Annotated in this window: 23 protein-coding genes, 1 tRNA gene and 1 pseudogene; 9 read left to right on the forward strand and 16 right to left on the reverse strand. The window is 69.1% G+C overall.

What is annotated here, in order from left to right:
• Positions 1-2: 2 nt before the first annotated feature.
• The 3 genes and pseudogenes from MRBLMX7_RS09790 to MRBLMX7_RS09800 all read right to left on the reverse strand — a co-directional run bounded on the left by MRBLMX7_RS09790 (position 3) and on the right by MRBLMX7_RS09800 (position 1,577).
• Positions 3-269 (reverse strand): DUF6510 family protein, encoded by a 267-nt coding sequence (locus MRBLMX7_RS09790; RefSeq protein ID WP_363368034.1) that lies wholly within the window; start codon positions 267-269, stop codon positions 3-5.
• Entirely contained in the window at positions 269-988 is a 720-nt protein-coding gene (locus MRBLMX7_RS09795; protein WP_363370874.1) for a ferredoxin reductase, read from the reverse strand. The genes MRBLMX7_RS09790 and MRBLMX7_RS09795 overlap by 1 nt, the downstream gene beginning before the upstream one ends.
• Positions 985-1,577 (reverse strand): annotated as a pseudogene (locus MRBLMX7_RS09800) (molybdopterin-dependent oxidoreductase). Before MRBLMX7_RS09800 ends, MRBLMX7_RS09795 begins: the two are co-directional and overlap by 4 nt.
• Positions 1,578-1,764: 187 nt before the next feature.
• On the opposite strand from MRBLMX7_RS09800, the gene MRBLMX7_RS09805 reads away from it, so the two are divergent.
• Both MRBLMX7_RS09805 and MRBLMX7_RS09810 read left to right on the forward strand, forming a co-directional pair.
• Complete coding sequence (locus tag MRBLMX7_RS09805; RefSeq protein WP_363368036.1) at positions 1,765-2,469, forward strand: RNA polymerase sigma factor; 705 nt, start codon at positions 1,765-1,767, stop codon at positions 2,467-2,469.
• Entirely contained in the window at positions 2,466-3,452 is a 987-nt protein-coding gene (locus tag MRBLMX7_RS09810) for a hypothetical protein (protein ID WP_363368039.1), read from the forward strand. Before MRBLMX7_RS09805 ends, MRBLMX7_RS09810 begins: the two co-directional genes overlap by 4 nt.
• A 46-nt stretch (positions 3,453-3,498) precedes the next feature.
• Here MRBLMX7_RS09810 and MRBLMX7_RS09815 read toward each other — a convergent pair whose 3' ends face one another.
• The 8 genes from MRBLMX7_RS09815 to MRBLMX7_RS09850 all read right to left on the reverse strand — a co-directional run bounded on the left by MRBLMX7_RS09815 (position 3,499) and on the right by MRBLMX7_RS09850 (position 12,133).
• Entirely contained in the window at positions 3,499-4,296 is a 798-nt protein-coding gene (locus MRBLMX7_RS09815; protein WP_363368041.1) for a siderophore-interacting protein, read from the reverse strand.
• A 102-nt stretch (positions 4,297-4,398) separates the two neighbouring features.
• Positions 4,399-5,280 (reverse strand): carbohydrate kinase family protein, encoded by an 882-nt coding sequence (locus MRBLMX7_RS09820; protein ID WP_363368043.1) that lies wholly within the window; start codon positions 5,278-5,280, stop codon positions 4,399-4,401.
• Positions 5,277-6,500, reverse strand: a complete 1,224-nt coding sequence (locus MRBLMX7_RS09825) for a glycoside hydrolase family 32 protein (RefSeq protein ID WP_363368045.1) — start codon at positions 6,498-6,500, stop codon at positions 5,277-5,279. Before MRBLMX7_RS09825 ends, MRBLMX7_RS09820 begins: the two co-directional genes overlap by 4 nt.
• Positions 6,501-6,572: 72 nt before the next feature.
• Positions 6,573-7,604: a LacI family DNA-binding transcriptional regulator gene (locus tag MRBLMX7_RS09830; protein WP_363368047.1), complete on the reverse strand. Its 1,032-nt coding sequence runs from the start codon at positions 7,602-7,604 to the stop codon at positions 6,573-6,575.
• On the reverse strand, positions 7,601-8,977 hold the full coding sequence (locus MRBLMX7_RS09835; protein WP_050723495.1) for a NosD domain-containing protein: 1,377 nt from the start codon (positions 8,975-8,977) through the stop codon (positions 7,601-7,603). Before MRBLMX7_RS09835 ends, MRBLMX7_RS09830 begins: the two co-directional genes overlap by 4 nt.
• Positions 8,978-8,993: 16 nt before the next feature.
• Positions 8,994-9,830: a carbohydrate ABC transporter permease gene (locus tag MRBLMX7_RS09840; protein WP_363368049.1), complete on the reverse strand. Its 837-nt coding sequence runs from the start codon at positions 9,828-9,830 to the stop codon at positions 8,994-8,996.
• Positions 9,827-10,681 (reverse strand): carbohydrate ABC transporter permease, encoded by an 855-nt coding sequence (locus tag MRBLMX7_RS09845; RefSeq protein ID WP_363370877.1) that lies wholly within the window; start codon positions 10,679-10,681, stop codon positions 9,827-9,829. The genes MRBLMX7_RS09840 and MRBLMX7_RS09845 overlap by 4 nt, the downstream gene beginning before the upstream one ends.
• A 132-nt stretch (positions 10,682-10,813) precedes the next feature.
• Positions 10,814-12,133 carry an extracellular solute-binding protein gene (locus MRBLMX7_RS09850; protein ID WP_363368051.1) on the reverse strand — a complete coding sequence of 440 codons (1,320 nt, stop codon included), beginning with the start codon at positions 12,131-12,133 and terminating at the stop codon, positions 10,814-10,816.
• Positions 12,134-12,283: 150 nt separating this feature from the next.
• On the opposite strand from MRBLMX7_RS09850, the gene MRBLMX7_RS09855 reads away from it, so the two are divergent.
• Entirely contained in the window at positions 12,284-12,661 is a 378-nt protein-coding gene (locus tag MRBLMX7_RS09855; protein ID WP_363368053.1) for a hypothetical protein, read from the forward strand.
• Between the two features lie 25 nt (positions 12,662-12,686).
• Here the strand turns inward: MRBLMX7_RS09855 and MRBLMX7_RS09860 are convergent, their stop codons facing one another.
• The 5 genes from MRBLMX7_RS09860 to MRBLMX7_RS09880 all read right to left on the reverse strand — a co-directional run bounded on the left by MRBLMX7_RS09860 (position 12,687) and on the right by MRBLMX7_RS09880 (position 15,355).
• Positions 12,687-13,082, reverse strand: a complete 396-nt coding sequence (locus tag MRBLMX7_RS09860; protein WP_363368055.1) for a GntR family transcriptional regulator — start codon at positions 13,080-13,082, stop codon at positions 12,687-12,689.
• A complete protein-coding gene (locus MRBLMX7_RS09865) occupies positions 13,079-14,125 on the reverse strand; it encodes a hypothetical protein (RefSeq protein ID WP_363368057.1) in 1,047 nt (348 codons plus the stop codon). The genes MRBLMX7_RS09860 and MRBLMX7_RS09865 overlap by 4 nt, the downstream gene beginning before the upstream one ends.
• A gap of 78 nt (positions 14,126-14,203) precedes the next feature.
• Positions 14,204-14,728, reverse strand: a complete 525-nt coding sequence (locus tag MRBLMX7_RS09870; protein WP_363368059.1) for a GNAT family N-acetyltransferase — start codon at positions 14,726-14,728, stop codon at positions 14,204-14,206.
• 5 nt (positions 14,729-14,733) lie between these two features.
• Positions 14,734-15,138 (reverse strand): hypothetical protein, encoded by a 405-nt coding sequence (locus MRBLMX7_RS09875; protein WP_363368061.1) that lies wholly within the window; start codon positions 15,136-15,138, stop codon positions 14,734-14,736.
• A gap of 134 nt (positions 15,139-15,272) precedes the next feature.
• Positions 15,273-15,355 (reverse strand) — tRNA-Leu (locus MRBLMX7_RS09880).
• A 191-nt stretch (positions 15,356-15,546) separates the two neighbouring features.
• On the opposite strand from MRBLMX7_RS09880, the gene MRBLMX7_RS09885 reads away from it, so the two are divergent.
• Genes MRBLMX7_RS09885 through MRBLMX7_RS09910 form a run of 6 tightly spaced genes read left to right on the forward strand, consistent with a single transcriptional unit; the run spans position 15,547 to position 22,662 of the window.
• Complete coding sequence (locus tag MRBLMX7_RS09885) at positions 15,547-16,269, forward strand: DUF3662 and FHA domain-containing protein (protein ID WP_363368063.1); 723 nt, start codon at positions 15,547-15,549, stop codon at positions 16,267-16,269.
• Positions 16,269-16,793, forward strand: a complete 525-nt coding sequence (locus MRBLMX7_RS09890; RefSeq protein ID WP_050723510.1) for an FHA domain-containing protein FhaB/FipA — start codon at positions 16,269-16,271, stop codon at positions 16,791-16,793. The genes MRBLMX7_RS09885 and MRBLMX7_RS09890 overlap by 1 nt, the downstream gene beginning before the upstream one ends.
• A 7-nt stretch (positions 16,794-16,800) precedes the next feature.
• Positions 16,801-18,096, forward strand: a complete 1,296-nt coding sequence (locus tag MRBLMX7_RS09895) for a PP2C family protein-serine/threonine phosphatase (RefSeq protein ID WP_050723511.1) — start codon at positions 16,801-16,803, stop codon at positions 18,094-18,096.
• Positions 18,093-19,478, forward strand: a complete 1,386-nt coding sequence (locus tag MRBLMX7_RS09900; RefSeq protein WP_363368066.1) for an FtsW/RodA/SpoVE family cell cycle protein — start codon at positions 18,093-18,095, stop codon at positions 19,476-19,478. The genes MRBLMX7_RS09895 and MRBLMX7_RS09900 overlap by 4 nt, the downstream gene beginning before the upstream one ends.
• Positions 19,478-20,932, forward strand: a complete 1,455-nt coding sequence (locus MRBLMX7_RS09905) for a peptidoglycan D,D-transpeptidase FtsI family protein (protein ID WP_363368068.1) — start codon at positions 19,478-19,480, stop codon at positions 20,930-20,932. The genes MRBLMX7_RS09900 and MRBLMX7_RS09905 overlap by 1 nt, the downstream gene beginning before the upstream one ends.
• The gene (locus MRBLMX7_RS09910) at positions 20,929-22,662 is read left to right on the forward strand and encodes a protein kinase domain-containing protein (protein ID WP_363368070.1); all 1,734 of its coding nucleotides are present in this window, start codon (positions 20,929-20,931) and stop codon (positions 22,660-22,662) included. Before MRBLMX7_RS09905 ends, MRBLMX7_RS09910 begins: the two co-directional genes overlap by 4 nt.
• Positions 22,663-22,718: the final 56 nt, after the last annotated feature.

Genomic DNA, 22,718 nt, shown 5'->3' on the forward strand with positions numbered 1-22,718 from the left:
CCTCAGCCGCTGAGCGACCCGAGGCTCCCGAAGACGAGCCGCGGCGGCTCCCCCGAGTGCAGCACCGTGAACAGGGTGCGCGTGCACGTGCGGCAGCGCACGATCGCGGCGCTGTCGTCGATCTCCACGACGGCTTCGGCCAGGCTCGCGTCGCCGCCGCATCCGTCGCAGGTGCCGCGGAGCGCGGTGACGTCGATGCCGAGGATGTCGAGCACCTGACCGGCGATCGCATTGCCGTCCACCGTGGTGGCGGGGTGGTCTGCACTCATCAGCTGCCTCCGAACCTCTCGGTGCGCACACGCTCGGGATCATGGCCCAGCCGCACGAGGATGCTCGACACGTGCTCGACGAACCCCGTCGGTCCGCAGACGAAGACGAGCGGACGGCGTACCGCCGGCCAGACGGCCTCGGCCACGGCATCCGCGTCCAGCCTGCCCGCCCGGCCGTGCCAGCCGGCCGGAGCCGCTCGGGTGTACGCCCAGCGCACGTCGACCCCTGAAGTCTCGCCGAGCAATTCCGCGCCGAACATCGCGTCCTGCGCAGTGCGCACGGAGTAGAGCAGCCGCATCTCCGATCCGACTCCCGCGGCGGTCGCCGCACGAACCATCGCGACCAGGGGGACGATGCCCGATCCTCCGGCGATCAACTGCACCGGCCCTTCCTGATCGGTGCGCCAGACGAAGTACTGACCGAGTGGTCCCTTGACCTCGAGCTCATCGCCGACGACCATGTCGCGCACCAGATACGGCGACACCTCGCCGGTGGGGATCTCGTCGACGCCGAGCTCGATGACCGTCGCATCGCCCGACGATGCGAGCGAGTATGAGCGGACGGCCTGGTAGCCGTCCTCGGCGGTCAGCCGCACGTCGACGTGCTGCCCCGGATCGTTTCCCGGCCAATCGGTGACGTCCAGAAGAATGCTGCGCGCCGACGCCGTCTGCTCCGTGACGCCGATCACGCGCGCCGGGCGCCACCCGGCGACGATCACCAATAGCGCTCCTCGGTCCAGGGGTCGCCGTGCATGTTGTAGCCGTTCTGCTCCCAGAATCCGGGGGCGTCCTCGTCCATGAGGGTGAGGCCCCTGACCCACTTGGCGCTCTTCCAGAAGTAGAGGTGCGGCACGATGAGCCTCGCCGGTCCCCCGTGCTCGGGGTCGAGCGGTTCGCCTTCGAACTCCGAGACGATCCACGCCTGTCCGCCCCGCAGGTCGTCGAGCGGGATGTTCGTGGTGTATCCGCCGTAGGAATGGGCCATCGCAGACGACGCGCTCGTGTCGATGTCGGCCAGCAGGGTGTCGAGCGAGACCCCGCGCCAGTTCGTGCCGAGCTTCGACCAGCGGTGACGCAGTGGATGTCGGTGTGCACATCCTCGAGAGGCAGCGCGTGCAGCTCATCCCAGGTCCACGAGGTCAGCGCGCCGCCCTCGTCGCGGATGCTGAAGCTCCACTCGGATGTCGCTATCCGCGGTGTGGGCCCAGCGGAGAGCACAGGGAAATCGGCGGTGAGGTATTGCCCCGGGGGCAGCGCAGGATCACTCTCGCGCCGTCGCCCTCCGAATCCTCGAGAGATCACAGCCATCCGTCATCCTCTCCCGTGCGCATGGCGCCAGCATGGGGCATCCGCACGTCCCGCGCAAGAGCGGTCCCAGCCGCGAGCATCAGGACGCCTCGGCAGTCGACGAAGACGTGTGTCAGGAATGCGCTCCAGCTGCAAAGAGGCGAGGGGCGCACACGCTGACGAGGGACGGATACTGGGATGCCGGGGGGTGGCTCGTGCGCTTCGGGGGGAGCGCACGAGCATCACCGTCCGCGACCCGCCGGTGCTCCTGGGTAGCCTGGAGACGGCGGTGGAGGGAGTGGTGGGAATGCGAGGTTGGCGTGACGTCTTCGCCACCGTGCGCATCGCCTTCGCCGTCGACGGGCGCTCATCCTTTCCGGAGCACGTCTCCGCGTCGCCCGTCGCGCACCGCTCCCCCGCCGAGCACAAGGCGGTCGTCTACCGGCGGGTGTTCGACGAGAACTGGCCGCGGGTGCGACGGCACCTGGCCTGCTTCCTCGACGACGCCGACGAGGTCGACGAGCTGACCGCCGAGGTGTTCGTGATCGCGTGGAAGAAGCTCGACCCCGCGCGGCCCATGGGGCTGACCTGGTTCCTCCGCACAGCGGCCAATAAGGTCCGGGATGCCAATCGCCGTGCCCGCTCGAAGGACCGGGCGCTCGACGCACTGACCCGCGGACTGCAGCATCCATCCGCGGGGGTGGATCCTCTCGAGTCGCTCGCTCTCCGTGACGCCCTCGGGTCGCTGAACGCGCGCGAACGTCACGTTGTCGTGCTCACCTACTGGGACGACCTGACCGCGGGCGAGGTCGCCGAGGTGCTGCGCTGCAGCCAGGCGTCCGTCTGGACGACGCTGACGAGGGCTCGGGCCAAGCTGCGGCGGCACCTCGATGCGACGGGAGGGGAGTCGTGATCCCTGACGACGAGCTGGACCGCCTGCTCCGCTCCGTGAACCCCGCGCCGCGCGAGCAGTTCGCCGACCTGCGGGCGGAAGACCTCGCCGTGCGCGAGCGGATCGTGCGCGGGGTCCCCGTCTCCGCCGGCGTCCCCGAGGCGGGTCGCCGCCGGGCGTGGGCCGGGTTCACGGTCGCCGTCGCGTCGATCGTCGCCGTGGTGGTGGCATCGGTGCTCGTGCTCACTCCGACGCAGCAGGCCGTCGCCCTCACTCCCCCGCCTCTGATCTACGGCAATCCTCAGCCGCTCGCAGATGTCGTCGCGGACGCCCAGGCGGCTCTCGCCGACGACGACGGTCCCGAGCAGGAGCGCCGGGTGCGCACGCTCGGCTGGGGGTGGAGCATCGACATGGGCTCGGAGAAGATCGAGATCGTGCCGCAGGAGACGACCCTCGAGTGGGCCGACGACGGCAGCGGCGCGGTCACGATCGTCGCCGGGGAGTCGCTCTGGAGCGACGACGATCGCCCCGACGGCGTCGCCGAGAGCCCGTATGCACCCGGTGAGGTGATCGCCTCCTTCCTGCAGACGCCCGAGCAGTTCAACGCGCCGGCCGCGCTGCTGACGCTCTCGGGTTCGACGCCCGACGACCTCTGGCCGGTGCTGCGCGCCTTCGGCGCCGACGAGTCGTCGCCCTCGGGTGAGCTGCTCACCGCGATCAGCAGAGTGCTCGATGCCTGGACCCTCACCGATGCGCAGCAGGCGACGCTGATCGACCTGCTCGCCGAGGCGGACGGCATCCGGGTGCTCGGCGAGACCCGCGACCGCCTCGGCAGAGACGTCGTGGGGTTGCGGGTCGAGGATCCGCAGAGACCGGATCACGCCGAGACCGTGCTCATTTCGAGCGACACGGGACGCATCGTCGGGATCGAGACGGAGCTCCTGCATCCGCTCGACTTCATCCCGGCCGGGGTCATGGGCTACCGCCTCTGGGACATCGACTAGATGTCCCAGAGCTCGCCGCGGTCCGAGGATACGCTCGCTGACGCCGCTACTCGATTTGGCCGATCGGCTCGCGCTTCTCCGCCTGGAACTGGTCCTCGGCGCGGCCGCGCGCCCAGTAGGCGGAGATCGACAGCGACTCGCGGGGCACCTCGCGCTGCTTCAGCAGGGCACGCACCTCCTTGATCGTGCCGCGCTCGCCGTGCGCGAAGACCGCGGGGTGACCGTCGGCCCAGTGCAGACCCGCGAGCACCGAGAGCAGCTCCTCATCGGTGTCGGTCCAGCGCAGACGCACCCCGTCGGGGAGGTCCGGGAGGATGCGGTCGGCGGGATCGGCGACCGTCACGAGCACGTGGCCCACGGCATCCGGGGGCATGGCCTCGATCGCCGAGGAGATCGCCGGCACGGCCGTGTGGTCGCCGACGAGCAGATGCCACGGGGCCGCGGGGTCGGGCGCGTACCCTCCGCCCGCGCCACTCAGCACGAGCACGTCGCCGGGCTGGGCGCGACGAGCCCACGGCCCCGCGACGCCCTCGTCGCCGTGCACGACGAAATCGATCACGAGACGCCGGCGCGCGGCATCCGACGACCGGATCGTGTAGGTGCGGCGCGTCGGGAGCTTCTCGGGGCTCTCCTCGCGCAGCCGGGCGAGGTCGTACGGCGGGGTGAGCCCGTGCTCGGGGTCGGCGAACAGGATCTTCACGTACTTGTCGGTGAACACGTTGTCACGGAAGTCGTCGTAGCCGTCGCCTCCTGCCGTGATGCGGATCAGCTCGGGGCTCACCTGCTCGACGTCTTCGACCGTGAGGACGGCCTGGGCGGGCGCGGGGCGGGGCTGGTCGGTCATTCCGTCTCCTGAGATCGCGGGCACGTCCTCCCAGTCTGCCTCGGACGAGGGGGATGCGGGGCGGTTGCGGCGAGCATCCGGGTCGTTCGACCGCACCCGATGTCAGGCGCGCACCGATTCGAGCTCGGCGAGATCGGGGAGGTCCGCCCCCGCTCTGCCGACAGTGATGCCTGCGGCCGCAGCACATCGCGCCCCGAGGCGGCTCAGGGCATCGCCGGAGATGTCCCAGTCCGCCGTCTCCGACAGCCCGGACACGAGCGTCGCCATGAACGAGTCTCCCGCACCCACCGTGTCGACGACGTGCGTGACGACCGCCGGCACCTCGACCCGTGCCGTTTGAGAGGCGAGCACGGCGCCTTCGGCGCCCCTAGTGACAACAGCGACGGCGACCCCGAGAGCGAGAAGCTCGTCGAGAACAGCTCCCACCGCAAGCCCCGGGTAGATCAGGGCCGCGTCTTCGTCGCTGAGCTTCACCGCGGACGCGAGACCCGCGATCCGCTCGACCCGCTCCCGCATCCGCGATCCGTCGATGAGAGCGGGGCGGATGTTCGGATCGAAGGTGACGCGGCCGACCCGAGCGGCCACGCTCTCGACCATCTCGAGGACGCGCGACGCACCGGGTTCGAGGAGGCACGCGATCGATCCGACGTGCATCAGGTCGCACTCTGGAATCGACGCCTCGGACACGCGCCATTCCACACGGAACTCGTAGTGCGCGCTGCCGTCGTCGCCGACGGTCGCGGTAGCCGTCGATGTGCGATCGAGCAGGAACGACTCGGGAAGCACACGGGCCCCGGCGGCATCGAGATGCCCTGCGATGCGCCGGCCCCGTTCATCCTCGCCTAGAGCGGTCAAGAGCCGCACATCGGCTCCCAGCCGCCCGAGGCCCAGAGCGACGTTCGCGGGCGATCCGCCGACGTACTCGACGCCATCGACGATGTCGATGAGCGCCTCGCCGACGACGAGGATCCTCGGCGTCGTCATGCGAGCCCGAACACCGACAGGTCGCCGGCGGTGGCGGTCACCCTGACACCCGGCCCTGAGGGCTCCACGCCCGTCGCGAACGCCCCGCCCATCGACGAGACCTCGATGATCGGACCGTCGAGCACGATCCGCATCGCACCGATCGCCGGGAACACCGAGCGCGATGTCGGCGTCTCGGCGACGACCTCGTCGCCCGCGCGCGTGAAGGTGATGATCGGCGCCGACCCAGACACGATCGTCAGCACGCCGTCCGCTGCGGACCACTCGATGTCCGCCGCGAGGCGATCCACCACTCCGTCGCCCCACGACGGGACACGATGGTCGAGTACGTCGGGGTGCGGCTCGACCACGAGGCGGCCGTCGACGAGCGTCGGGCGGTACGGGATGCTGTGCGCCCCGGTCCAGTCCGCGCCGCCCACTCCTCGCAGCCAGAACGTCAGCGCGTGGCGGCCGTCCGCGTCGGTGAACAGGGACGGCGCGTACAGACTCGGGCCCCAGGTGAGGCGACCCCAGCTCTCCGCGGCGAAGCGTCCGCCGTCGAGGGAGCCGAGCGCGAAGCCCGCGTAGTGCAGCACGTCGGCGTCCCACACCGACGAGATCATCACCGACTGACCGTCGAGGTCGAACATCTGCGGGCATTCCCACAGCGCGCCCATCCACACCGGGTCGAGTTCTGCGGTGTTCCGCTCCAGCGCGACACCCTCGTAGTCCCACGCATCGAGATCGCCCGAGGTGTACGAGAGGGCCATGGCCGTACCGTCACGACCGGCAGCGCCCACGAACATGCGCCAGAGGTCTCCGTCGCGGCGGACGAAAGGATCGCGGTATGCGATCAGGTCGAGATCGGCGGGCGCCTCGACCACGACGTCGCCCTTCGACCAGGTCGACCAGTCGTCCTCGGCGTAGGCCACCCGGATCCGCCCGATACCGAAGTCGGGCACGGTGGTCGCGGTGTAGAACGCCCGTGCAGCGTCGCCGTCGCGCACGATCGCCCCGGTCCAGATGCCGTCGTCGCCGTCGCCCGGAGCGATCGCCACGGGCAGCTCACGCAACGACAGCAGGTCGGGCCCGCTCGCGTGACCCCAATGGCAGTTCGGCGCCCACGTCGTCTCACCGGGGACGTACTGGTAGAAGACGTCGTATCCGTCGTCCCTGGCCGTGATGCCGTGCGGGTCGTTGATCCAGCCGCTGCGCGGCGTGAAGTGGAGGGCGGGGCGCATGGTTCTCTCTTTCTGCGCGAGAAGGAGCGAGGAGCTCGCCGCGAGTCTGCGGAACGGACGAGCCCCCCGCGGTCAGGGGGTCCGGGGAGGAGGCGCGACCGAGCCGCGGTGTATCACCGGTCCGCGGAGGAGGACACTCGGCGTCTCGGCCGCCGCCCCGTCGATGTCGGCGAACAGCCTTTCGGCCGCCCATACACCCATGTCGTAGTGAGGGAGCTCGATCGTGGTGAGTCCGGGATATATGCCGTCGGCGACATACTCCTGGTTGTCGAAGCCCATGATGGACACGTCGTCGGGCACGCGCAGGCCGAGCTCGGCGGCCGCGCGGTACGCGCCCATGGCGAGTCGGTCGTTGAAGCAGAACACCGCGGTCGGCCGCTGCGGGCTCGACAGCAGGGGCAGGGTGGCCGCGTATCCGCCGGCGGGATCCGTTTCAGCGGTCGTGACCAGCAGATCGTCGGGATCCAGGCCCGCCTGCGCCATCTCCGACCGGAAGCCCGCCAACCGTCCGGAGGAAGCGGGGATGTCATCGATGTTGTTGACGAATGCCAGCCGACGGTGCCCTGCGTCGATGAGGGTTCGGGCCGCATCCCTCCCGCCGGCGACCTCGTCGGGGGCGACCCAGGGCACGCGCGAATCCGTCGACTCGGCGTTCAGCAGCACCGTCGGCACCGAGGACAGCTGCTGCGGCAGGGCGAGCTCTCGGTGGAACATCGACGCGTACAGGATGCCGTCGACTTGTCGTCGGAGCAGCTCCTCGATCTCGCGGTCCTCGACGGCGCGCTCATACCCGGTGGAGACCACGAACAGCACGGCATTCCGCGCGAGTGCGACCTCCTGGGCGCCCAGGATCAGTTTCCCGGCGAACGGTGTGGTCACGATCTCGTCGCCGATGAGTCCGATCGTGTTCGACCGCTGGGTGCGCAGCGACTGGGCGAGCCCGTTGGGCACGTAGCCGAGCCGTGCCGCCACCTCCTCGATACGTTGTCGCGTCACCGGGTTCACCCGCAGACCGGGGACGTCGTTCAGCACGTGGGAGACCGTGGTGATCGAGACGCCCGCTTCGGCGGCGACCTGCCTGATGGTGACTCGCTTGCTCTTCACTTCTCTGCTCTCCTCGTCGATTGCCCCGGGCCGGGCGTCGGCACCGCCGGGGTCGCGCGGAACGCGTTCCGCGTCCTGTCGAGCACGACCTCATCGTCCGTCCCGGAATCGAGGACGGTGTTGGCGACCGCGTCGGCGTCGACCAGCACCGTCACGACCTCCAGCCTGCCCTCTTCGGGGGTGCCGAGGAGTGCACCGACCTGCGCCTCGAAGCAGTCGTCGCTCGACGAGGATCGCACGTCCTTCGCCACCACATGGTTGTTCGCGATGTGATTGCCGCTCCCACCGGCCACCCGGATGATGACGGGAACGGCACCGGCGGGCCGCACTTCTCGGGTGTCGACGATCTCGGAGAAGTGGTTCCCGGAGACTGTGTTGTCATTCCCCTCGATGAGGAGCAGGCCCTGCAGGTCGTCCAGATCGTTGTGGACGCCCTGGAACGGAGCCCACGGCTCGTGGTCGCGGAGGATGTGATTCGCGCCGACGAGGTTCTCCGAGCTGCCGCCCGTGAGCCGCACGGCCCCCGGGTAGAACGTGTGCAGGCGGTTGCTCGTGACGCTCGACCGCGTCACCCCGTCGAGGTGCACGCTGCTCGCGCCCCGGGGGAAGACGTTGTTCGCGGTGACCAGCAAACCACCGTGACGCTCGGCGTAGATCGAGTGCCCCCAGGGTCCGGCGCCGACGAGGTTGTCAGTGACCTTCGACGCCTGCCCCCAGTCCCGCAGCTCGATCGCGTTGCCGCACTCGGCGATGAAGTTGCCGTGCACGGAGAGTGCATCGGCCCGGCGGATCGTGAGACCGTGCTCGAGGTAGACGAGGCCCATCCCGATGACCCGGAACGAGTCGTTCGCATCGTCCACGAGGATGCCCGTCCTGCCGTTCCGGTACGAGTTCTCCGGGTTCCCGTCGGGGCCCTCCCCCGTGAAGTGCAGCCCGTCGATGCAGAAGTCGACGAACTCGACCGAGCTGATCCGCGGGCTCCCGGTGCGGGCCACTCGGAATGCGGCGCCCTCGCCCTCGGCGGCGCCGTGGGCCACCGGGAGGTCGTGGAGGATACGACTCCCTCCCGGCCAGAGCTCGTGGAGGTCGGGGACCTCGGTGGAGGGGACGTTGAAGCGGATGCTCGACGAGGTGAATCCGTGGCCTGCCCCCTCGATGCGCAGGAAGCTCACGTCGATCACGACCTGGGTGCGCAGGCGGTAGTCACCGGGAGGGATGCGGATGACGGCACCCGGTCGGCCCCCGTCGGTCAGGTCGTCGCGCGACTGCCGCGCGCGCACGTCGGCGACGATGTCGTTGATGACCGCGCCGATGTCGTCGACGGGATCGCCGTGGGGCCACGTCGTGACGTCGTAGGCGTTGCTGCTCGACATGCTGTCTCCTTCCCCCTCAGCCCTTGACAGCGCCGAGGGTGAGTCCGGCCACGATGTGACGCTGGAGGAAGAGGGTGAGGATGATGACCGGCACGGAGTACACGGCGGCGAGCGCCGTCATCCCGCCCCAGTCGAGACCGAACTGACTCTGGAAGTTCGCGATCACCACGGGGGTCGTCTGCGCACGCACCGATGTCAGCAGGAGCGAGAACAGGAACTCGTTCCAGGACGCGAGGAACGCGAAGATCGCGGTGACCGCCAGTCCTCCAGAGACCACCGGCAGCACGACACGGGTCATCGCCTGGAGCCGGTTGCATCCGTCGACCTGCGCCGCCTCGCTCAGCTCGTCCGGAACAGCCTCGAAGAAGCTCGCCATGAGCCAGATCGACAGTGGCAGCGAGATCGTGGTGTGGGCGATCGCCAGACCGAACGACGTGTCGGTGAGTCCGAGACCGCGCATCACCTCGATCAGAGGTGCACCCACGGCGATGGTCGGGACCATCCGGGTCACCAGCGCGGCGAGGATGAACACCCGCCCGGACGGGGTGCGGAATCGGGTGATCGCGTACGCGGCCGGGACCGCCAGGACGAGACTGAGCGCCGTCGACAGGAGCGCGGTCACGACGCTGTTCACGAGCGCGGCATCGACGCCTTGACGGGTCAGCGCCGAGATGTAGTTGTCGAGCGTCCACACCGACGGGAAGACCTCGGGCGGCACGGCGATGGCCTCGAGCGGTGTCTTGAACGACGTGAGCAGGAGGTACAGGAACGGAAAGCCGTAGAGGACGAGGGTGACGGCGAGCAGCACCCACAGCAGGATGCGGCCCCGGCCACGGGTCTCGAGAGGGTTCATCGTGCACCCGCCCCCGGTCGCCAGATCAGCAGGATCGCCGCGATCGAGACCGCGAGCATCGCCAGGAGATAGATCGTCCCCATCGCACTCGCGAGCCCGGGATCCCCGAACCGCGTCATGGTCCGGTACACGAGGAGGCTGAGCGTCGTCGTGCTCCCCTGCGGCCCGCCGTCGGTCTGGATGAGGATGACGTCGAATGCGCGAGCGGCATCGATCCCGCGCACGATGAGCGCGACGGCGATGACGGGTCGCAGCAGCGGGATGATGATGCTGAACAGCATCCGCGGATATCGCGCCCCGTCGAGCCGCGCCGCCTCGATTACGTCACCGGGGATGTTCTGGAGGCCGGCGAAGAGCACGAGCGTGATGAACGACGTCGTGAGCCAGATGTCGGGGACGGCGACGGAGAACAGCGCCAGATTCGGATCGCTGAGCCACTGGATCTGATCCCGGCTCGAGAGGATCCCCCATCGGGTCAGCAGCTCGTTGACGATTCCGAAGTTGTCGATGAGGAGGAAGCGCCACAGCAGACCCGCGACGACGGGGGCGATCATGAGCGGGTACATGAACACGGTGCGGAAGACCGTCGAGCGCTGGCCGAGTGCGGTGAAGAGCAACGCGACCGCCAGGCCGAGGACGAGCTCCATGGCCACGACGAAAACCGTGTACAGGATCGTGCGCACCGACGCGGAGGCGAAAGCGTCGGAGGCGAAGGCCGCGACGTAGTTGTCGAATCCGACGAACGTGCGTCCGGCGCCGGCGAACGGGGAGATGTCGAAGAAGCTGTCGACGACGAAGCTGATCAGCGGCCAGAGCACGAAGGCCGCGAGGAACAGCGCCGCGGGCAGCATGAGCAGCAACGCGAACCGTCTGTCGCCGCGTTCCCGTCGACCGAGCCGACGGGGCGGGGTGGACTGCGCTGGGGCGGCCGAAGCCACCCCAGCGGCAGTGCGGAGGGATGTCGAGTGCACGGAGCCGGGGTCCTACTCGATGATCGATTCGATCTGCGATCGCGCGTCGGACAGCAGCGCGGCCGTGTCGGCGTTCGGCTCCACCGCCTTCTGCAGGGTCGGGATGAGCACGGAGTCGACGATCTCCTGCCACTTCTCGGTCTTCGGTCGCGGAAGGCTCTGCGGTGCCTCGAGTGTGCTCACCAGCGCCGGGTAGTTCTCGAATCCGGCCACGCCGTCCTTGCTCTCGAACGCGCTTTTGCGTGCGACGAGTCCGAGCGAGGTATCGGCGGCGAGGTCGTTGTGCTCGTAGGCGAACGCGATGAACTCCATCGCGGCATCCGGCTTCGTGCCGCTCGCGGGCACCGAGAGGTACCAGGCGCCCGGCACTCCGGCGACTCCGCCGGGGCCGCCGATCATCGGCGCGACGCCGATCGCGTCCTTGACGGGAGAGTCGTCGGGGGTCTGGCGATACGCGTGACCCCAGAACCGCATCATGGCGAGGTTGCCCTGGTAGAAGAGGTTCTGTGCGCCGGCCCAGTCGAGCTGCGCCGCTCCCGGCGGGGCGAACGGCAGCAGGCTCACGTAGAAGTCGAGCGCCTCCTGGTGCGCGGCATTGTCGATCGTGACCTCCCCGGACTCGGGGTCGAGCACCATCTGCTCCTCGCCCGCCTGCGACACCGTGGCGAGCCATTCCGTCTCGACGGCGCCCTTCACATCGGTGCCGTACAGATCGACCTTCCCGTCGCCGTCGGTGTCCTGTGTGAAGAACTCCGCGGCGTCGCGGTACTGTTCCCAGGTCGTCGGCGGTGTGAGCGGGTATCCGTAGGCCGCTTCGAACTCGGCCTTGTTCGTGGGGTCCTCGAAGAGGTCGGTCCGGTAGAAGAGCACTTCCGAGTTCGTCCAGACGGGCATCCCGACGAACTTCCCGTCGACGGTCGCCTCGCTCACGAGCCCGTCGAAGAGATCGGCTTTGACCTCGTCGCCAGCGATGTCGTCCAGTGGCGCGAGCCCTGGCCCGAACGAGGTGAGCCAGATGGCGTCGAGCGCGGCGATGTCGAACGATGGGGTTCCGGACTTGAGTTCCGAGGAGATCCGGTCGTAGAGCCCCGCGTACGGCAGCTCGACCAGGGTGATCTCAGTGCCGGTCTCCTCGGTGTAGAGGTCGGCGATGGGCTGCAGTTCCGCCTTGCCCCCGCCCTCGACGACGATGGTCAGTCCATCGGCGCCCGCGGTGGTTGCAGCGCCGCCAGCACCGCAACCGCTGAGGGCGACTGCCGCCGCGGAGAGCGCGGCCAGCGCGACGCCGACGTGCCGAGCACGCCCCGTCGCTCGTGTGCGAAGCTTCTTCACTTCGACTCCATTCGCTTGTGGATGAGAATGCAGACCCTCAGTGCCAAGACGTTTTGCCAAAACGTCTTGGCACCAAGATACGGGTGGGCGTCGGATTCGTCAAGAAATCTCGCTCGAGGATCCTCTTCGGCCGTTCGTTACTCTCGGACCATGCGTCTGGTGGGTGGTGTCGTCCTGTGGCTCGTCGCGACCGTGTGCGGAGTCCTCGGTGCCGGGTGGCTGAGCCTCGCCGGAGTGGGATGGGACGGCGGCTTCATCGCCCGCAGCTACTGGGACGACTCCGAGAGCGGCATCGGCGTCGGCTTCGCCGTGATCCTGCTGATCGCCTGGCTGGGCCTGCTCGGCGGGTCGTTCGCGGTCATGAGGGGTGGAGGGTACGAGCGCTCGCGAACGATGCGAACGATGCGAACGACCTCGATCGTCCTCGCGGTCGTGAGCATCGTGGGCGTCCTCGCTCTCTGCATCCTCGCGGTGGGGTGGCCGGAGCCACCGACCGAGTACCCCTCGCCGCCGTGGAACCGCGCCTGAGGGCGACGCGGGGCGGATAGGGCCGTCAGTCGACCCGCATCGCGGTCGGCGCCGCGGATGCCGCCGGCCATAGCGCCCGGAGAACGTCGACGACATCGTCGGCGGATGAGCCCGAGGCCGTCGCCTCGTCCACGAGGTCCCGCACCCGCCTCAGGACCGGCAGCGGGAGGACCGCCGCCGATGCGGCGACTCGGGTCCCCGCCGCGGTGCGGCTCACGACGAGTCCCTCCTGCTCGAGCATCTTGTACGCTTTCGCCGCCGTGCCCGGGGCGACGCCGAGGTCTGTCGCCGTCTGCCGGACCGTGGGGAGCCGCTCGTTCGCGCCGAGCCGACCCGAGACGATCAGACCACGGAACTGCGCGTAGATCTCACGTGCGCTGACACCCTCCTCGGGCATCTCCCCGGTCGTCACCGGTGTCATCGCCTCGCCCCGACCGTGTCGGAGCGATCAGTCGTCCGCGCAGACAAGGGCAGGCGCCGCGGCATGCCGATGACCACGACGAGCAGCGTCGCGTAGGCGGCGATCTCCAGCACGGGCGCGGCCCACCCTGCCGCTGCGGCGAGCTCGGCATACCGCCACGCGGATTCGTAGGGGTGGCCGTCGTTCTGCCCCGTGATGACGAGGCTCGTGACCGATCCGGTCGAGGCGATGAGTCGCCAGGCCCCGGCGAGGGCGAGGCCGAGAGCCGCCGCGGCGATGCGCGCAGCCGTCGACGCGATGCTCCGACGCGCGAGGCGCTCGGCCGCGACCGTGTCCGGGGACAGGAACGGTCGGGCTGCGTTGACCCGCAGGAGCGCCGCGAGGGAGATGAGCAGCGCGGCGAGCGCGATCAGCACGGGCACCCCATACGTCCACCCGTAGAAGTGGAGTCGGAGCGGGTCGACGGCATCGACGTTCGGCACGGGGACGACGAGCCAGATGTGCTGCCCCTGCGGATCCGTCGACGAGGCCAGTCCTGCGGCGACGGTCGTGGCCGCGAGTACGGTGGCGACGAGGGCGGCGACGACGAGATCTCTCCGACGGCTGAAGGTCAGCCAGGTCCGCCGCACGGAGGGCGTCACCGGGATGACGGACGCCGCGGATCCTCTCACGACCACGAGCGCAGCGAGACCGGCAAGCCCCAGGGATGCGACGATCACGGGGAGCGCGAAGCGCAGCGATGCGGTCGACCCCGACGTGTTCAGCACGTAGGAGCGCAGCACGAAGTCGAGCAGGTGGGTGCACACGACGGCCGCGGCGATGACGACGACGGCGATGAGTTCTGGACGATGACGCACGCCGACCGCGCCGGTGCGGTCGATCGTCGCGGACGCGGCACGGCGGACGCTCGCTCCCTCACTGGGACGCGACCGCCAGGCTTCGAGGACCAGCGCGACGAAGATCGCGACGACGAACGATGTGAGCGGGATCGAGAAGGCCACGCCCACGATCTCGCCCGGTGTCCACATCACTGCTGATGACACGATAGCCTCCCCGGTTTGTTCCACAAGTCTATCACAAGTTGTGTCACCAGCGGAGAACAAGCTCGCGTCAGTGCGCCTTCAGGCGACGGACTTCAGGAGGATGGTCCGACCGTGCGGCGTGACCGGGTTCGCCGCGCCCGAGTCGACGAACCCGAGCTTCTCGAGGACGCGCAGCGATGGGGTGTTCCAATCCCAGACCGTCGCCCAGATCCGCGGGTGCCCGGCGCGGCGCGCCTCGGCGAGCACGGCGGTCGCCGCTTCCGTCGCATAGCCGCGGCCGTGGACCCCGCGCAGCAGTTCGAAGGCGATCTCGGGCTCGTCCGGCTCACCGCTCCCGTGGAAGACAATCCCGCAGTAGCCGACCACCTCGCCTGAGCCCGTCGCCACGACCGTGAGTAGCCCCGGCTCCGCGCCTGCCCGGATGCTCTCGGCGATCTCCTCGACGGTGGGATGCCCGTCGGACGTGAGCTGCCGATGCCGCGGGACCCGCGGATCCCGCTCGGTCCACAGTTCGCGGAAGGCCTCGGCATCCGTCTCCCGCTGAGGACGCAGTTCGAAACGGTCGGTCTCCAGAGCTCGGAGGTGTCGAGGTCGCGTCGACATCACGGTCAACGATCGAGGGCTGCGGTCTCGGCGATGAGATCGAGCCGGTCGAGCAGCACCTGACCCGCGCCGTCCATGGTGCTCAGGGCGTTCAGGACGAGCACCGCCGCGAGCAGAGCGAAGGCGATGACCGCGACAGCGGGCCGACGCTGCACGATCGTCAGCACGACCGCGATGATGGCGCCGCAGATCGTGATCGTCTGACCGACCACCGTCGCGACAGCCATACGCCACGCGCTCTCCGCCGTGAGCGCTCCCCAGCTGTTGAGCACGAGCGACAGGAGGATCGGGATCACGACGACCGTCGTCAGCAGCACGAAACGGCGTCGCGCGAACCACCGGATGCGGCGCGCCGTGCGCGTATCGTCGAGCGGGGCATCGTGCATGATGGTCGGACCCTGCGCGTCCATGCATCCCCCTCGTCGCGTCGATCGCCGTGCTCGCACGATAGCACCGAGGCCGCGTCGCGAACCCTCTGCCGAAGACCGGGGACAAACAAAAGAGCCGGTCAGAAATCCATTCTGACCGGCTCTTCCACTCACTGTGCGCGAGGGGGGACTTGAACCCCCACGTCCATAAGGACACTGGCACCTGAAGCCAGCGCGTCTACCATTCCGCCACTCGCGCGAGTCGTCTCGTTCCGAAGAACTCAACTTCCCAAGGCTATCACGCGTTCGAGCCACCCGAAAACCGCGGCGACGGCGGCCCGACCGGCCCCGGATCCGCACGGAAATCAACCGACGAAGAGCCTCGAGCGGGCGATCACCCAGGTCACCTGGCTACGATGTACCCACCAGTTGGCATGCCAGAGGAGCCCAGTGGGACTACTTGACAGCTTTGAGAAGGGTCTCGAGCGCGCTGTGAACAGCGCCTTCGCGAAGACCTTCCGCAGCGGCATCCAGCCTGTGGAGATCGCTTCGGCGCTGCGGCGTGAAGCCGACACGAAGGCGGCCGTCGTGAGCCGCGACCGCATCATCGCGCCCAACAACTACGTCGTGCGCCTGAGCGCCGACGACTACGAGCGGATGCAGGGGCTCGGCGGTGCGCTGACCGACGAACTGCACGCGCTCCTCACGAAGCACGCGAAGTCGCAGGGGTACAGCTTCGCCGGCCCGCTGGCGATCGCTCTGGAAGCCGATGACATCGCGACCGGGACCGTGCGCGTGAGCTCGGGCACGGTCGAGGGCCGCGTGAACTGGCAGGCCGTGATCGACGTCGACGGCCGCCGCCACCCGCTCACGCGTGCACGCACCGTGATCGGCCGCGGCACGGACGCCGACATCACGATCGCGGATGCCGGATCGAGCCGCAAGCACGTCGAGATCCTCTGGGACGGCGAGCGCGCCATGATGCGCGACCTGGGCTCCACGAACGGCACGAAGGTCAACGGCGCGAAGGTGCGCGAGGCCGGCCTCCCCACCGACACCACCCTCACAATCGGCCGCACCGATCTGATCTTCCGCATCGTCCCCATCGCCACGCCCTCGCGCCCCCCGCGTCCGCGCGACGACGACGCGACCCGCGCGTTCGGAGCGATCTGATGACGACCCCCAGTGAGCTCGTCCTCCTCCTCATGCGCATCGGCTTCCTGGTGCTGCTGTGGTTCTTCGTGTTCGGTGTCGTGTACTCGCTGCGCGCCGACCTGTTCGGCATGAAGGTGCGCAAGCTCCCCGCCGAGGGCGACGCCGCTGCCGCATCCCCCACCACTCCCCCGGCCCCCGCCAAGCGTCCCGCCTCATCGAAGGCGAGCACGGGACCGGCGACGATCGCGACCGCCAAGCGCCTCGTGATCACCTCAGGACCGAAGGCCGGACTCGAACTGCCTCTCGGCACCGACATCCTCACGATCGGCCGCTCCAGCGAGTCCGCCCTGGTGATCCGCGACGACTACACGTCCAGCCATCACGCGCGCCTGCTGCTGCGCGGCGACGCCTGGGCGATCCAGGACCTCGATTCGACCAACGGCACGTTCGTCGCCGGCAACCGCGTCACGGGCGGTCCCGTCGCCCTCGGACTCGGCGTTCCCATCAAGGTGGGCGCCACGACCTTCGAGCTGCGAGCCTGACCCGGGCATGGTCTTCGAAGGCTCGAGCGTCGCGATCTCCCACACCGGGAAGGTCCGCTCCAACAACCAGGACTCCGGGTACTCCGGGGCCAACCTGTTCGTCGTCGCCGACGGCATGGGCGGCCACGCGGGCGGCGACGTCGCCTCGAGCATCGCGATCTCACGCATGCAGCCGCTCGATCAGCCCTACACGTCGACCGAGGACGCGCAGGCCTCGCTGCAGGCCGCCGCGACCACGGCCGCGGGCGACCTGATCCGCGCCGCGAAGGACCGCCCGGAGCTCGCGGGACTCGGCACCACGCTGAGCGCGATCATCATGGTCGACGACTTCGCGGTGATCGGGCACATCGGCGACTCGCGCATCTACCTCTATCGCGACGACGCGCTCACCCAGATCACGGCCGACCACACCTTCGTGCAGCGTCTGGTCGATTCGGGACGCATCACCCCCGAGGAGGCGCGGTACCACCCGCGGCGCTCCGTGCTGATGCGCGTGCTCAGCGACATGGACTCCGATCCCGAGCTCGACATGTTCGTGATGCACACGCAGCCCGGCGACCGCTGGCTGCTGTGCTCCGACGGGCTCTCCGGCGTCGTCGACGAGGACCACATCCTCAAGGCCATGCGCCTCGGTCTCGCGCCGGGCCGCACGGCCGACAACCTCCTGAAGCAGGCGCTCGACGGCGGCGCGCCCGACAACGTCACGATCGTGCTGGTCGACGTCGGCGGTCAGCACGCCATGCACTCCGGCACCGCGACGATCGTGGGCTCGGCGTCGAACCCCGCGAACATCACGGTCCCTCCCGTGCGAGCCCCGCGCAGCAGCTGGCTGCACCCGGTGCGCCAGGCCGCGAACGACCCCAGCCACTTCGAGCCCTCCTCGGAATACCTCGAAGAGCTCATCGAGGAGGATCGCCGTCGCGCCAAGCGCCGCCGTCTCGGCTGGATCGCCGGGATGCTGGTGGTGCTCGCGATGCTCGCCTTCGCGGCGTTCGCCGCCTACAGCTGGACGCAGACGCGCTACTTCGTCGGCGCCGACGAGGACAGCGTGGTGATCTACCAGGGCGTGCAGCAGAACATCGGCCCGATCACACTGTCGACGCCCATCGAGGACACCGACATCCTGCTCGCGAACCTCCCGCCGTATCAGCGCGACTCCGTCGAGCGCACGATCACCGCGCGGTCGCTCTCCGACGCGCAGGCCATCGTCGCGCGCCTGCAGGCGGGCGCCGACCGCGTCACCGGCGAGACGCCGCTGCCCACCCCCGTGCCGACCCCAACCGAGACGGAGGGTGCAGGATGAGCAGCGACGTCCAGGCCGACACCACCGTCATCAAGGCGCTGCGGACGCTCCGGCTGCCGCAGACGCAGCGCAACCGCGAGTTCTGGCTGCTGCTGTTCGCCGTCGTGATCAGCGGCTCGGCCCTGGCGCTGACCCAGCTCGGCGCCCTCGGCCTGATCGACCCGATGATCCTCGCGATCGGCGGCGGCCTCGCGGTGCTGGCGTTCGCCCTGCACTTCGTGCTGCGGATCGTCGCCTCGAACGCGGACCCGTTCGTGCTGCCGATCGCCACCCTGCTCACGGGTCTCGGCATCTCGATGATCTACCGCATCGACATCGCCAAGGCCCTCACCGGCTGGGACGCCTACTCGACCAAGCAGCTGGCGTGGACGGCCATCTCCCTCGCCGGCGCGATCACCATGGTGATCATGCTGCGCAACTACCGGGTGCTGTTCCGGTACACGTACATCTTCGGCCTCTCCGGCATCCTGCTCCTGCTGCTGCCGTTCGTCCCGGGCCTGCGCATCCCCGACGCGAACGCCCAGGTGTGGGTCTCCCTCGGCGGCATGTTCGCCTTCCAGCCCGGCGAGCTCGCCAAGATCTGCCTCGCGATCTTCTTCGCCGGGTACCTGGTGCGCACGCGCGAGAGCCTGACGTCCGTCGGCACGCGATTCCTCGGGATCACCTGGCCGCGCATGCGCGAGCTGGGCCCCGTCCTCGTGGTGTGGGCGATCTCGCTCGGCATCATCGTGATCCAGCGCGACCTCGGCACCGGAACCCTCATCTTCGGCATGTTCGTCGCGATGCTGTACGTCGCGACGGGCAAGACCAGCTGGGTGCTGATCGGCCTCGCGCTCGTCGCGGCCGGGGTCGCGGTGGCGACGCAGATCCTCAGCTACGTGCAGGGTCGCTTCACGAACTGGCTGTTCCTGTTCGACCCCGACAAGGTCGATCCCGCCGGCGCCGGCTTCCAGCCGATGCAGGGACTGTTCGGTCTCGCGCACGGCGGCCTGCTCGGCACCGGATGGGGCCAGGGGCGCCCCGACGTGACCCCGCTCGCGCACAGCGACTACATCATCACGAGCCTCGGCGAGGAGATCGGCCTGATCGGTCTGTTCGCCGTGCTGTGCCTGTACATGGTGTTCATCAGCCGCGGCGTCCGCATCGGCCTCGCCGGTCAGGACGACTTCGGCAAGCTGCTCGCGACAGGGCTGGCGTTCACGATCGCCCTGCAGGTGTTCATCATGGTCGGCGGCGTCACGCGGATCATCCCGCTCACCGGTCTCACCACCCCGTTCCTCGCCGCCGGAGGCTCCTCGCTCGTGGCCAACTGGCTCATCGTCGCGATCCTGCTGCGCATCTCCGACGGCGTCCGCAGCCAGCCGAGGGCGGTGATCGGCTGATGACCAAAGAGCTCCGCCGTCTCAGCATCGTGATGCTGTTCATGTTCATCTCGCTGTTCGCCGCGACCAGCTGGATTCAGGTCGTCGAGGCCGACAGCCTCGCGCAGAACCAGAACAACCGCCGCACGCTGTACGACAGCTACGAGATCCAGCGCGGGTCCATCATCGTCGACGGCGTCCCGATCGTGTCGTCCACACCGTCGTCCGACCGGTACCAGTTCCAGCGCGTCTACACCGACGGCGCGATGTGGGAGCCCGTGACCGGGTACTTCAACCCCGCCCTGCAGTCGGCCACCGGCATCGAGCGCGCCCTCAACGCCGACCTCTCGGGCACGGGCTCCACAGCGTTCTTCGCCGAGATCGAGCGCATCCTCTCCGGCCAGCCGCAGACCGGCTTCGGCGTCGAGCTCTCGCTCGACACGGCGGCGCAGCAGGCGGCCTACGACGCACTCCAGGGCCTGCAGGGCGCCGTCGTCGCGATCGAGCCGAGCACCGGCCGCATCCTCGCGATGGTGTCCACTCCCGGGTTCGACACGAACACCCTGGCCACCCACGACGCGGATGCCGCGAACGCGGCCTACGACCAGCTCGTCGCCGACCCCCTGAAGCCCCTGTCGAACCGTGCGATCGCGGGAGACCTGAACCCTCCCGGCTCGACCTTCAAGCTCATCGTCGCGGCGGCCGCCTACGAGTCCGGCGACTACACGCCCGACTCGACGCTGCCCAATCCGGCGCGCTACCAGCTGCCGCAGTCCTCGAACACGGTCGCGAACGCCTGGGGCGGCACGTGCGGCCCCGGCGACACGGTCACGATCGCCGAGGCGATCCGTCTGAGCTGCAACATCCCGATGGCGGAGCTCGCGGTGCAGCTCGGCGACGACAAGATCCGCGAGACGGCCGAGAAGTTCGGGTTCAACCAGAGCTTCTCGACACCCCTCGAGTCGACGCCCTCCAGCTACCCGCGCGCGCTCGACGACGCGCAGACCGCACTCAGCGGATTCGGCCAGGGTCAGGTCACGGCTACTCCCCTGCAGATCGCGATGCTGTCGGCCGGGATCGCGAACGACGGCGTCGTGATGAACCCGCGACTCGTCGACACGGTCATCGGCAACGACCTGTCGGTGATCCGCTCGTACGACGACACCGAGTTCGGTCGCGCGCTCGACGCGACGGTCGCCGATCAGGTGACGGCATCCATGGTCGCGAGCGTCTCAACGGGCGCTGCTCAGGGTGCAAGAATAGACGGGGTCGATGTGGCGGGTAAGACCGGCACCACGGAGAACGGCAGCAAGCCGTACACGCTGTGGTTCACCGGATTCGCACCCGCGGACGACCCGCAGGTCGCAGTAGCGGTCCTCGTCGAAGACGGCGGAGGAAAAGGGCAATCGGGATCCGGCGACACCATCGCCGCTCCGATTGCGAAGAAGGTCATAGAGGCGGTGCTGGGCAGATGAGACCGACGCAGGGTGTGTCGTTCGGTGGTCGCTACGAGCTGCAGTCGCGTATCGCGATCGGCGGCATGGGCGAGGTGTGGGAGGCGACGGATCACGTCATCGGACGCACCGTCGCGATCAAGATCCTCAAGGACGAGTACATGGGGGACCCCGGGTTCCTCGAGCGTTTCCGTGCGGAGGCACGGCACGCGGCGCTCGTGAACCACGAGGGCATCGCCAGCGTGTTCGACTACGGCGAGGAGAACGGCAGCGCCTACCTCGTCATGGAGCTCGTGCCCGGCGAGGCGCTCTCGACGATCCTCGAGCGCGACGGCTCACTGAGCGCCGACAAGACGCTCGACATCGTGGCCCAGACGGCTTCGGCGCTCCAGGCCGCGCACGCCGCCGGTCTGGTGCATCGCGACATCAAGCCGGGCAACCTGCTGATCACCCCCGACGGCCGCGTCAAGATCACCGACTTCGGCATCGCGCGCATCGCCGACCAGGTTCCGCTGACCGCCACCGGTCAGGTCATGGGCACGGTGCAGTACCTGTCGCCCGAGCAGGCCTCCGGTCACCCGGCGTCCCCCGCGACCGACACGTACTCGCTCGGGATCGTCGCCTACGAGTGCCTTGCAGGAAAGCGTCCCTTCACGGGCGAGTCGCAGGTCGCGATCGCGATGGCTCAGATCAACGAGCAGCCCCCGCCGCTGCCGCCGACCGTGCCGATCCCGGTGCAGAACCTCGTGATGGCGATGATCGCCAAGAAGCCGGCCGATCGACCGTCGTCCGCGGCGACCGTCGCCCGCGCGGCGCAGGCCCTGCGTCGCGGAGATCTGAACTCCGCCGCGATCGCCGTTCCCGCCATCGCGAACGGCGGGGTGGCCGGCGACGATGCGACGCGTCTGCTCACGGCCTCCGGCGACGACGGCGCCACGCGCGTGCTGCCGACCACGGCGCAGCTCGCGACCGAGGAAGCGGCCGAGGACGCGACCGAGAAGAAGAAGCGCAGCCGTTGGACGTGGCCGCTCATCGCGCTGATCGCGCTGCTGGTGATCGTGCTGGTCGGCACTGTCTGGGCTCTCACGAACCCGGGCGGCGACGCCGATCCGACACCCAAGCCGACCACGACCAGCGCGTCCCCCACTCCGACGCCCACCCCCACCCCGACTCCGACCGCCGAGATGGTCGACGTCGACGGGCTCGGGCTCGTGGGGATGCAGTGCGAGGCCGCCCGCAGCGCCGCGATCAACGCCGGACTCCAGGCGGAGTGCGTCGTCGGGAACACGGTGGCCCCGAACGCCGACCAGGTCGGGACCGTCGAGTCGGTCCAGCCCGGCGGCAACGTGCCCGAGGGCACTTCGATCGTCCTCACCACGTACAAGGAGCGGGCGCAGGTCGGGAAGCCCACCGGCACTCCGACGATCGCCGGCACGGCGACCACGGGCGTAGCGGTCACGCTGAACTGGCCGAGCTTCGAGTGCCCCTCGGGCACCGGCGCTCGCTCGTCGTTCGAGGTCACCCTCACGAACGCGACCTTCTCGGGCGGCAACGCCGGGGAATCGATCCGCAGCTTCGGACCGAGCGTCCTCTCGACGCAGATCATCCCGGGCACGGCCGGTCAGTCGATCACCGCCACGTACCGGGTGTTCTGCGGCAGCGACATGCCCTCGCAGCAGTCGGACTCCATGCCTCCGGTGCTGATCCTCCCCGCGGCCGGTGACGGCGGCGGCGAGGACACAGGCGATTAGGGGTTGCACGCCGTAGGCTGAGGTTCTCATCAGGTCAGGTCGTTCCAGGGGGTCAG

The organism is Microbacterium sp. LMX7-1.2, assembly GCF_040675935.1.
In the GTDB taxonomy this organism is placed as follows: domain Bacteria; phylum Actinomycetota; class Actinomycetes; order Actinomycetales; family Microbacteriaceae; genus Microbacterium.

Excerpts from the sequence above, each read along its gene's own strand:
- MRBLMX7_RS09790 (WP_363368034.1), bottom strand. The coding sequence starts at position 269 with ATGAGTGCAGACCACCCCGCCACCACGGTGGACGGCAATGCGATCGCC.
- MRBLMX7_RS09815 (WP_363368041.1), bottom strand. The coding sequence starts at position 4,296 with ATGACCGACCAGCCCCGCCCCGCGCCCGCCCAGGCCGTCCTCACGGTC.
- MRBLMX7_RS09820 (WP_363368043.1), bottom strand. The coding sequence starts at position 5,280 with ATGACGACGCCGAGGATCCTCGTCGTCGGCGAGGCGCTCATCGACATC.
- MRBLMX7_RS09825 (WP_363368045.1), bottom strand. The coding sequence starts at position 6,500 with ATGCGCCCCGCCCTCCACTTCACGCCGCGCAGCGGCTGGATCAACGAC.
- MRBLMX7_RS09835 (WP_050723495.1), bottom strand. The coding sequence starts at position 8,977 with ATGTCGAGCAGCAACGCCTACGACGTCACGACGTGGCCCCACGGCGAT.
- MRBLMX7_RS09840 (WP_363368049.1), bottom strand. The coding sequence starts at position 9,830 with ATGAACCCTCTCGAGACCCGTGGCCGGGGCCGCATCCTGCTGTGGGTG.
- MRBLMX7_RS09845 (WP_363370877.1), bottom strand. The coding sequence starts at position 10,681 with ATGCTGCCCGCGGCGCTGTTCCTCGCGGCCTTCGTGCTCTGGCCGCTG.
- MRBLMX7_RS09855 (WP_363368053.1), top strand. The coding sequence starts at position 12,284 with ATGCGTCTGGTGGGTGGTGTCGTCCTGTGGCTCGTCGCGACCGTGTGC.
- MRBLMX7_RS09860 (WP_363368055.1), bottom strand. The coding sequence starts at position 13,082 with ATGACACCGGTGACGACCGGGGAGATGCCCGAGGAGGGTGTCAGCGCA.
- MRBLMX7_RS09870 (WP_363368059.1), bottom strand. The coding sequence starts at position 14,728 with ATGTCGACGCGACCTCGACACCTCCGAGCTCTGGAGACCGACCGTTTC.
- MRBLMX7_RS09875 (WP_363368061.1), bottom strand. The coding sequence starts at position 15,138 with ATGGACGCGCAGGGTCCGACCATCATGCACGATGCCCCGCTCGACGAT.
- MRBLMX7_RS09890 (WP_050723510.1), top strand. The coding sequence starts at position 16,269 with ATGACGACCCCCAGTGAGCTCGTCCTCCTCCTCATGCGCATCGGCTTC.
- MRBLMX7_RS09895 (WP_050723511.1), top strand. The coding sequence starts at position 16,801 with ATGGTCTTCGAAGGCTCGAGCGTCGCGATCTCCCACACCGGGAAGGTC.
- MRBLMX7_RS09900 (WP_363368066.1), top strand. The coding sequence starts at position 18,093 with ATGAGCAGCGACGTCCAGGCCGACACCACCGTCATCAAGGCGCTGCGG.
- MRBLMX7_RS09905 (WP_363368068.1), top strand. The coding sequence starts at position 19,478 with ATGACCAAAGAGCTCCGCCGTCTCAGCATCGTGATGCTGTTCATGTTC.
- MRBLMX7_RS09910 (WP_363368070.1), top strand. The coding sequence starts at position 20,929 with ATGAGACCGACGCAGGGTGTGTCGTTCGGTGGTCGCTACGAGCTGCAG.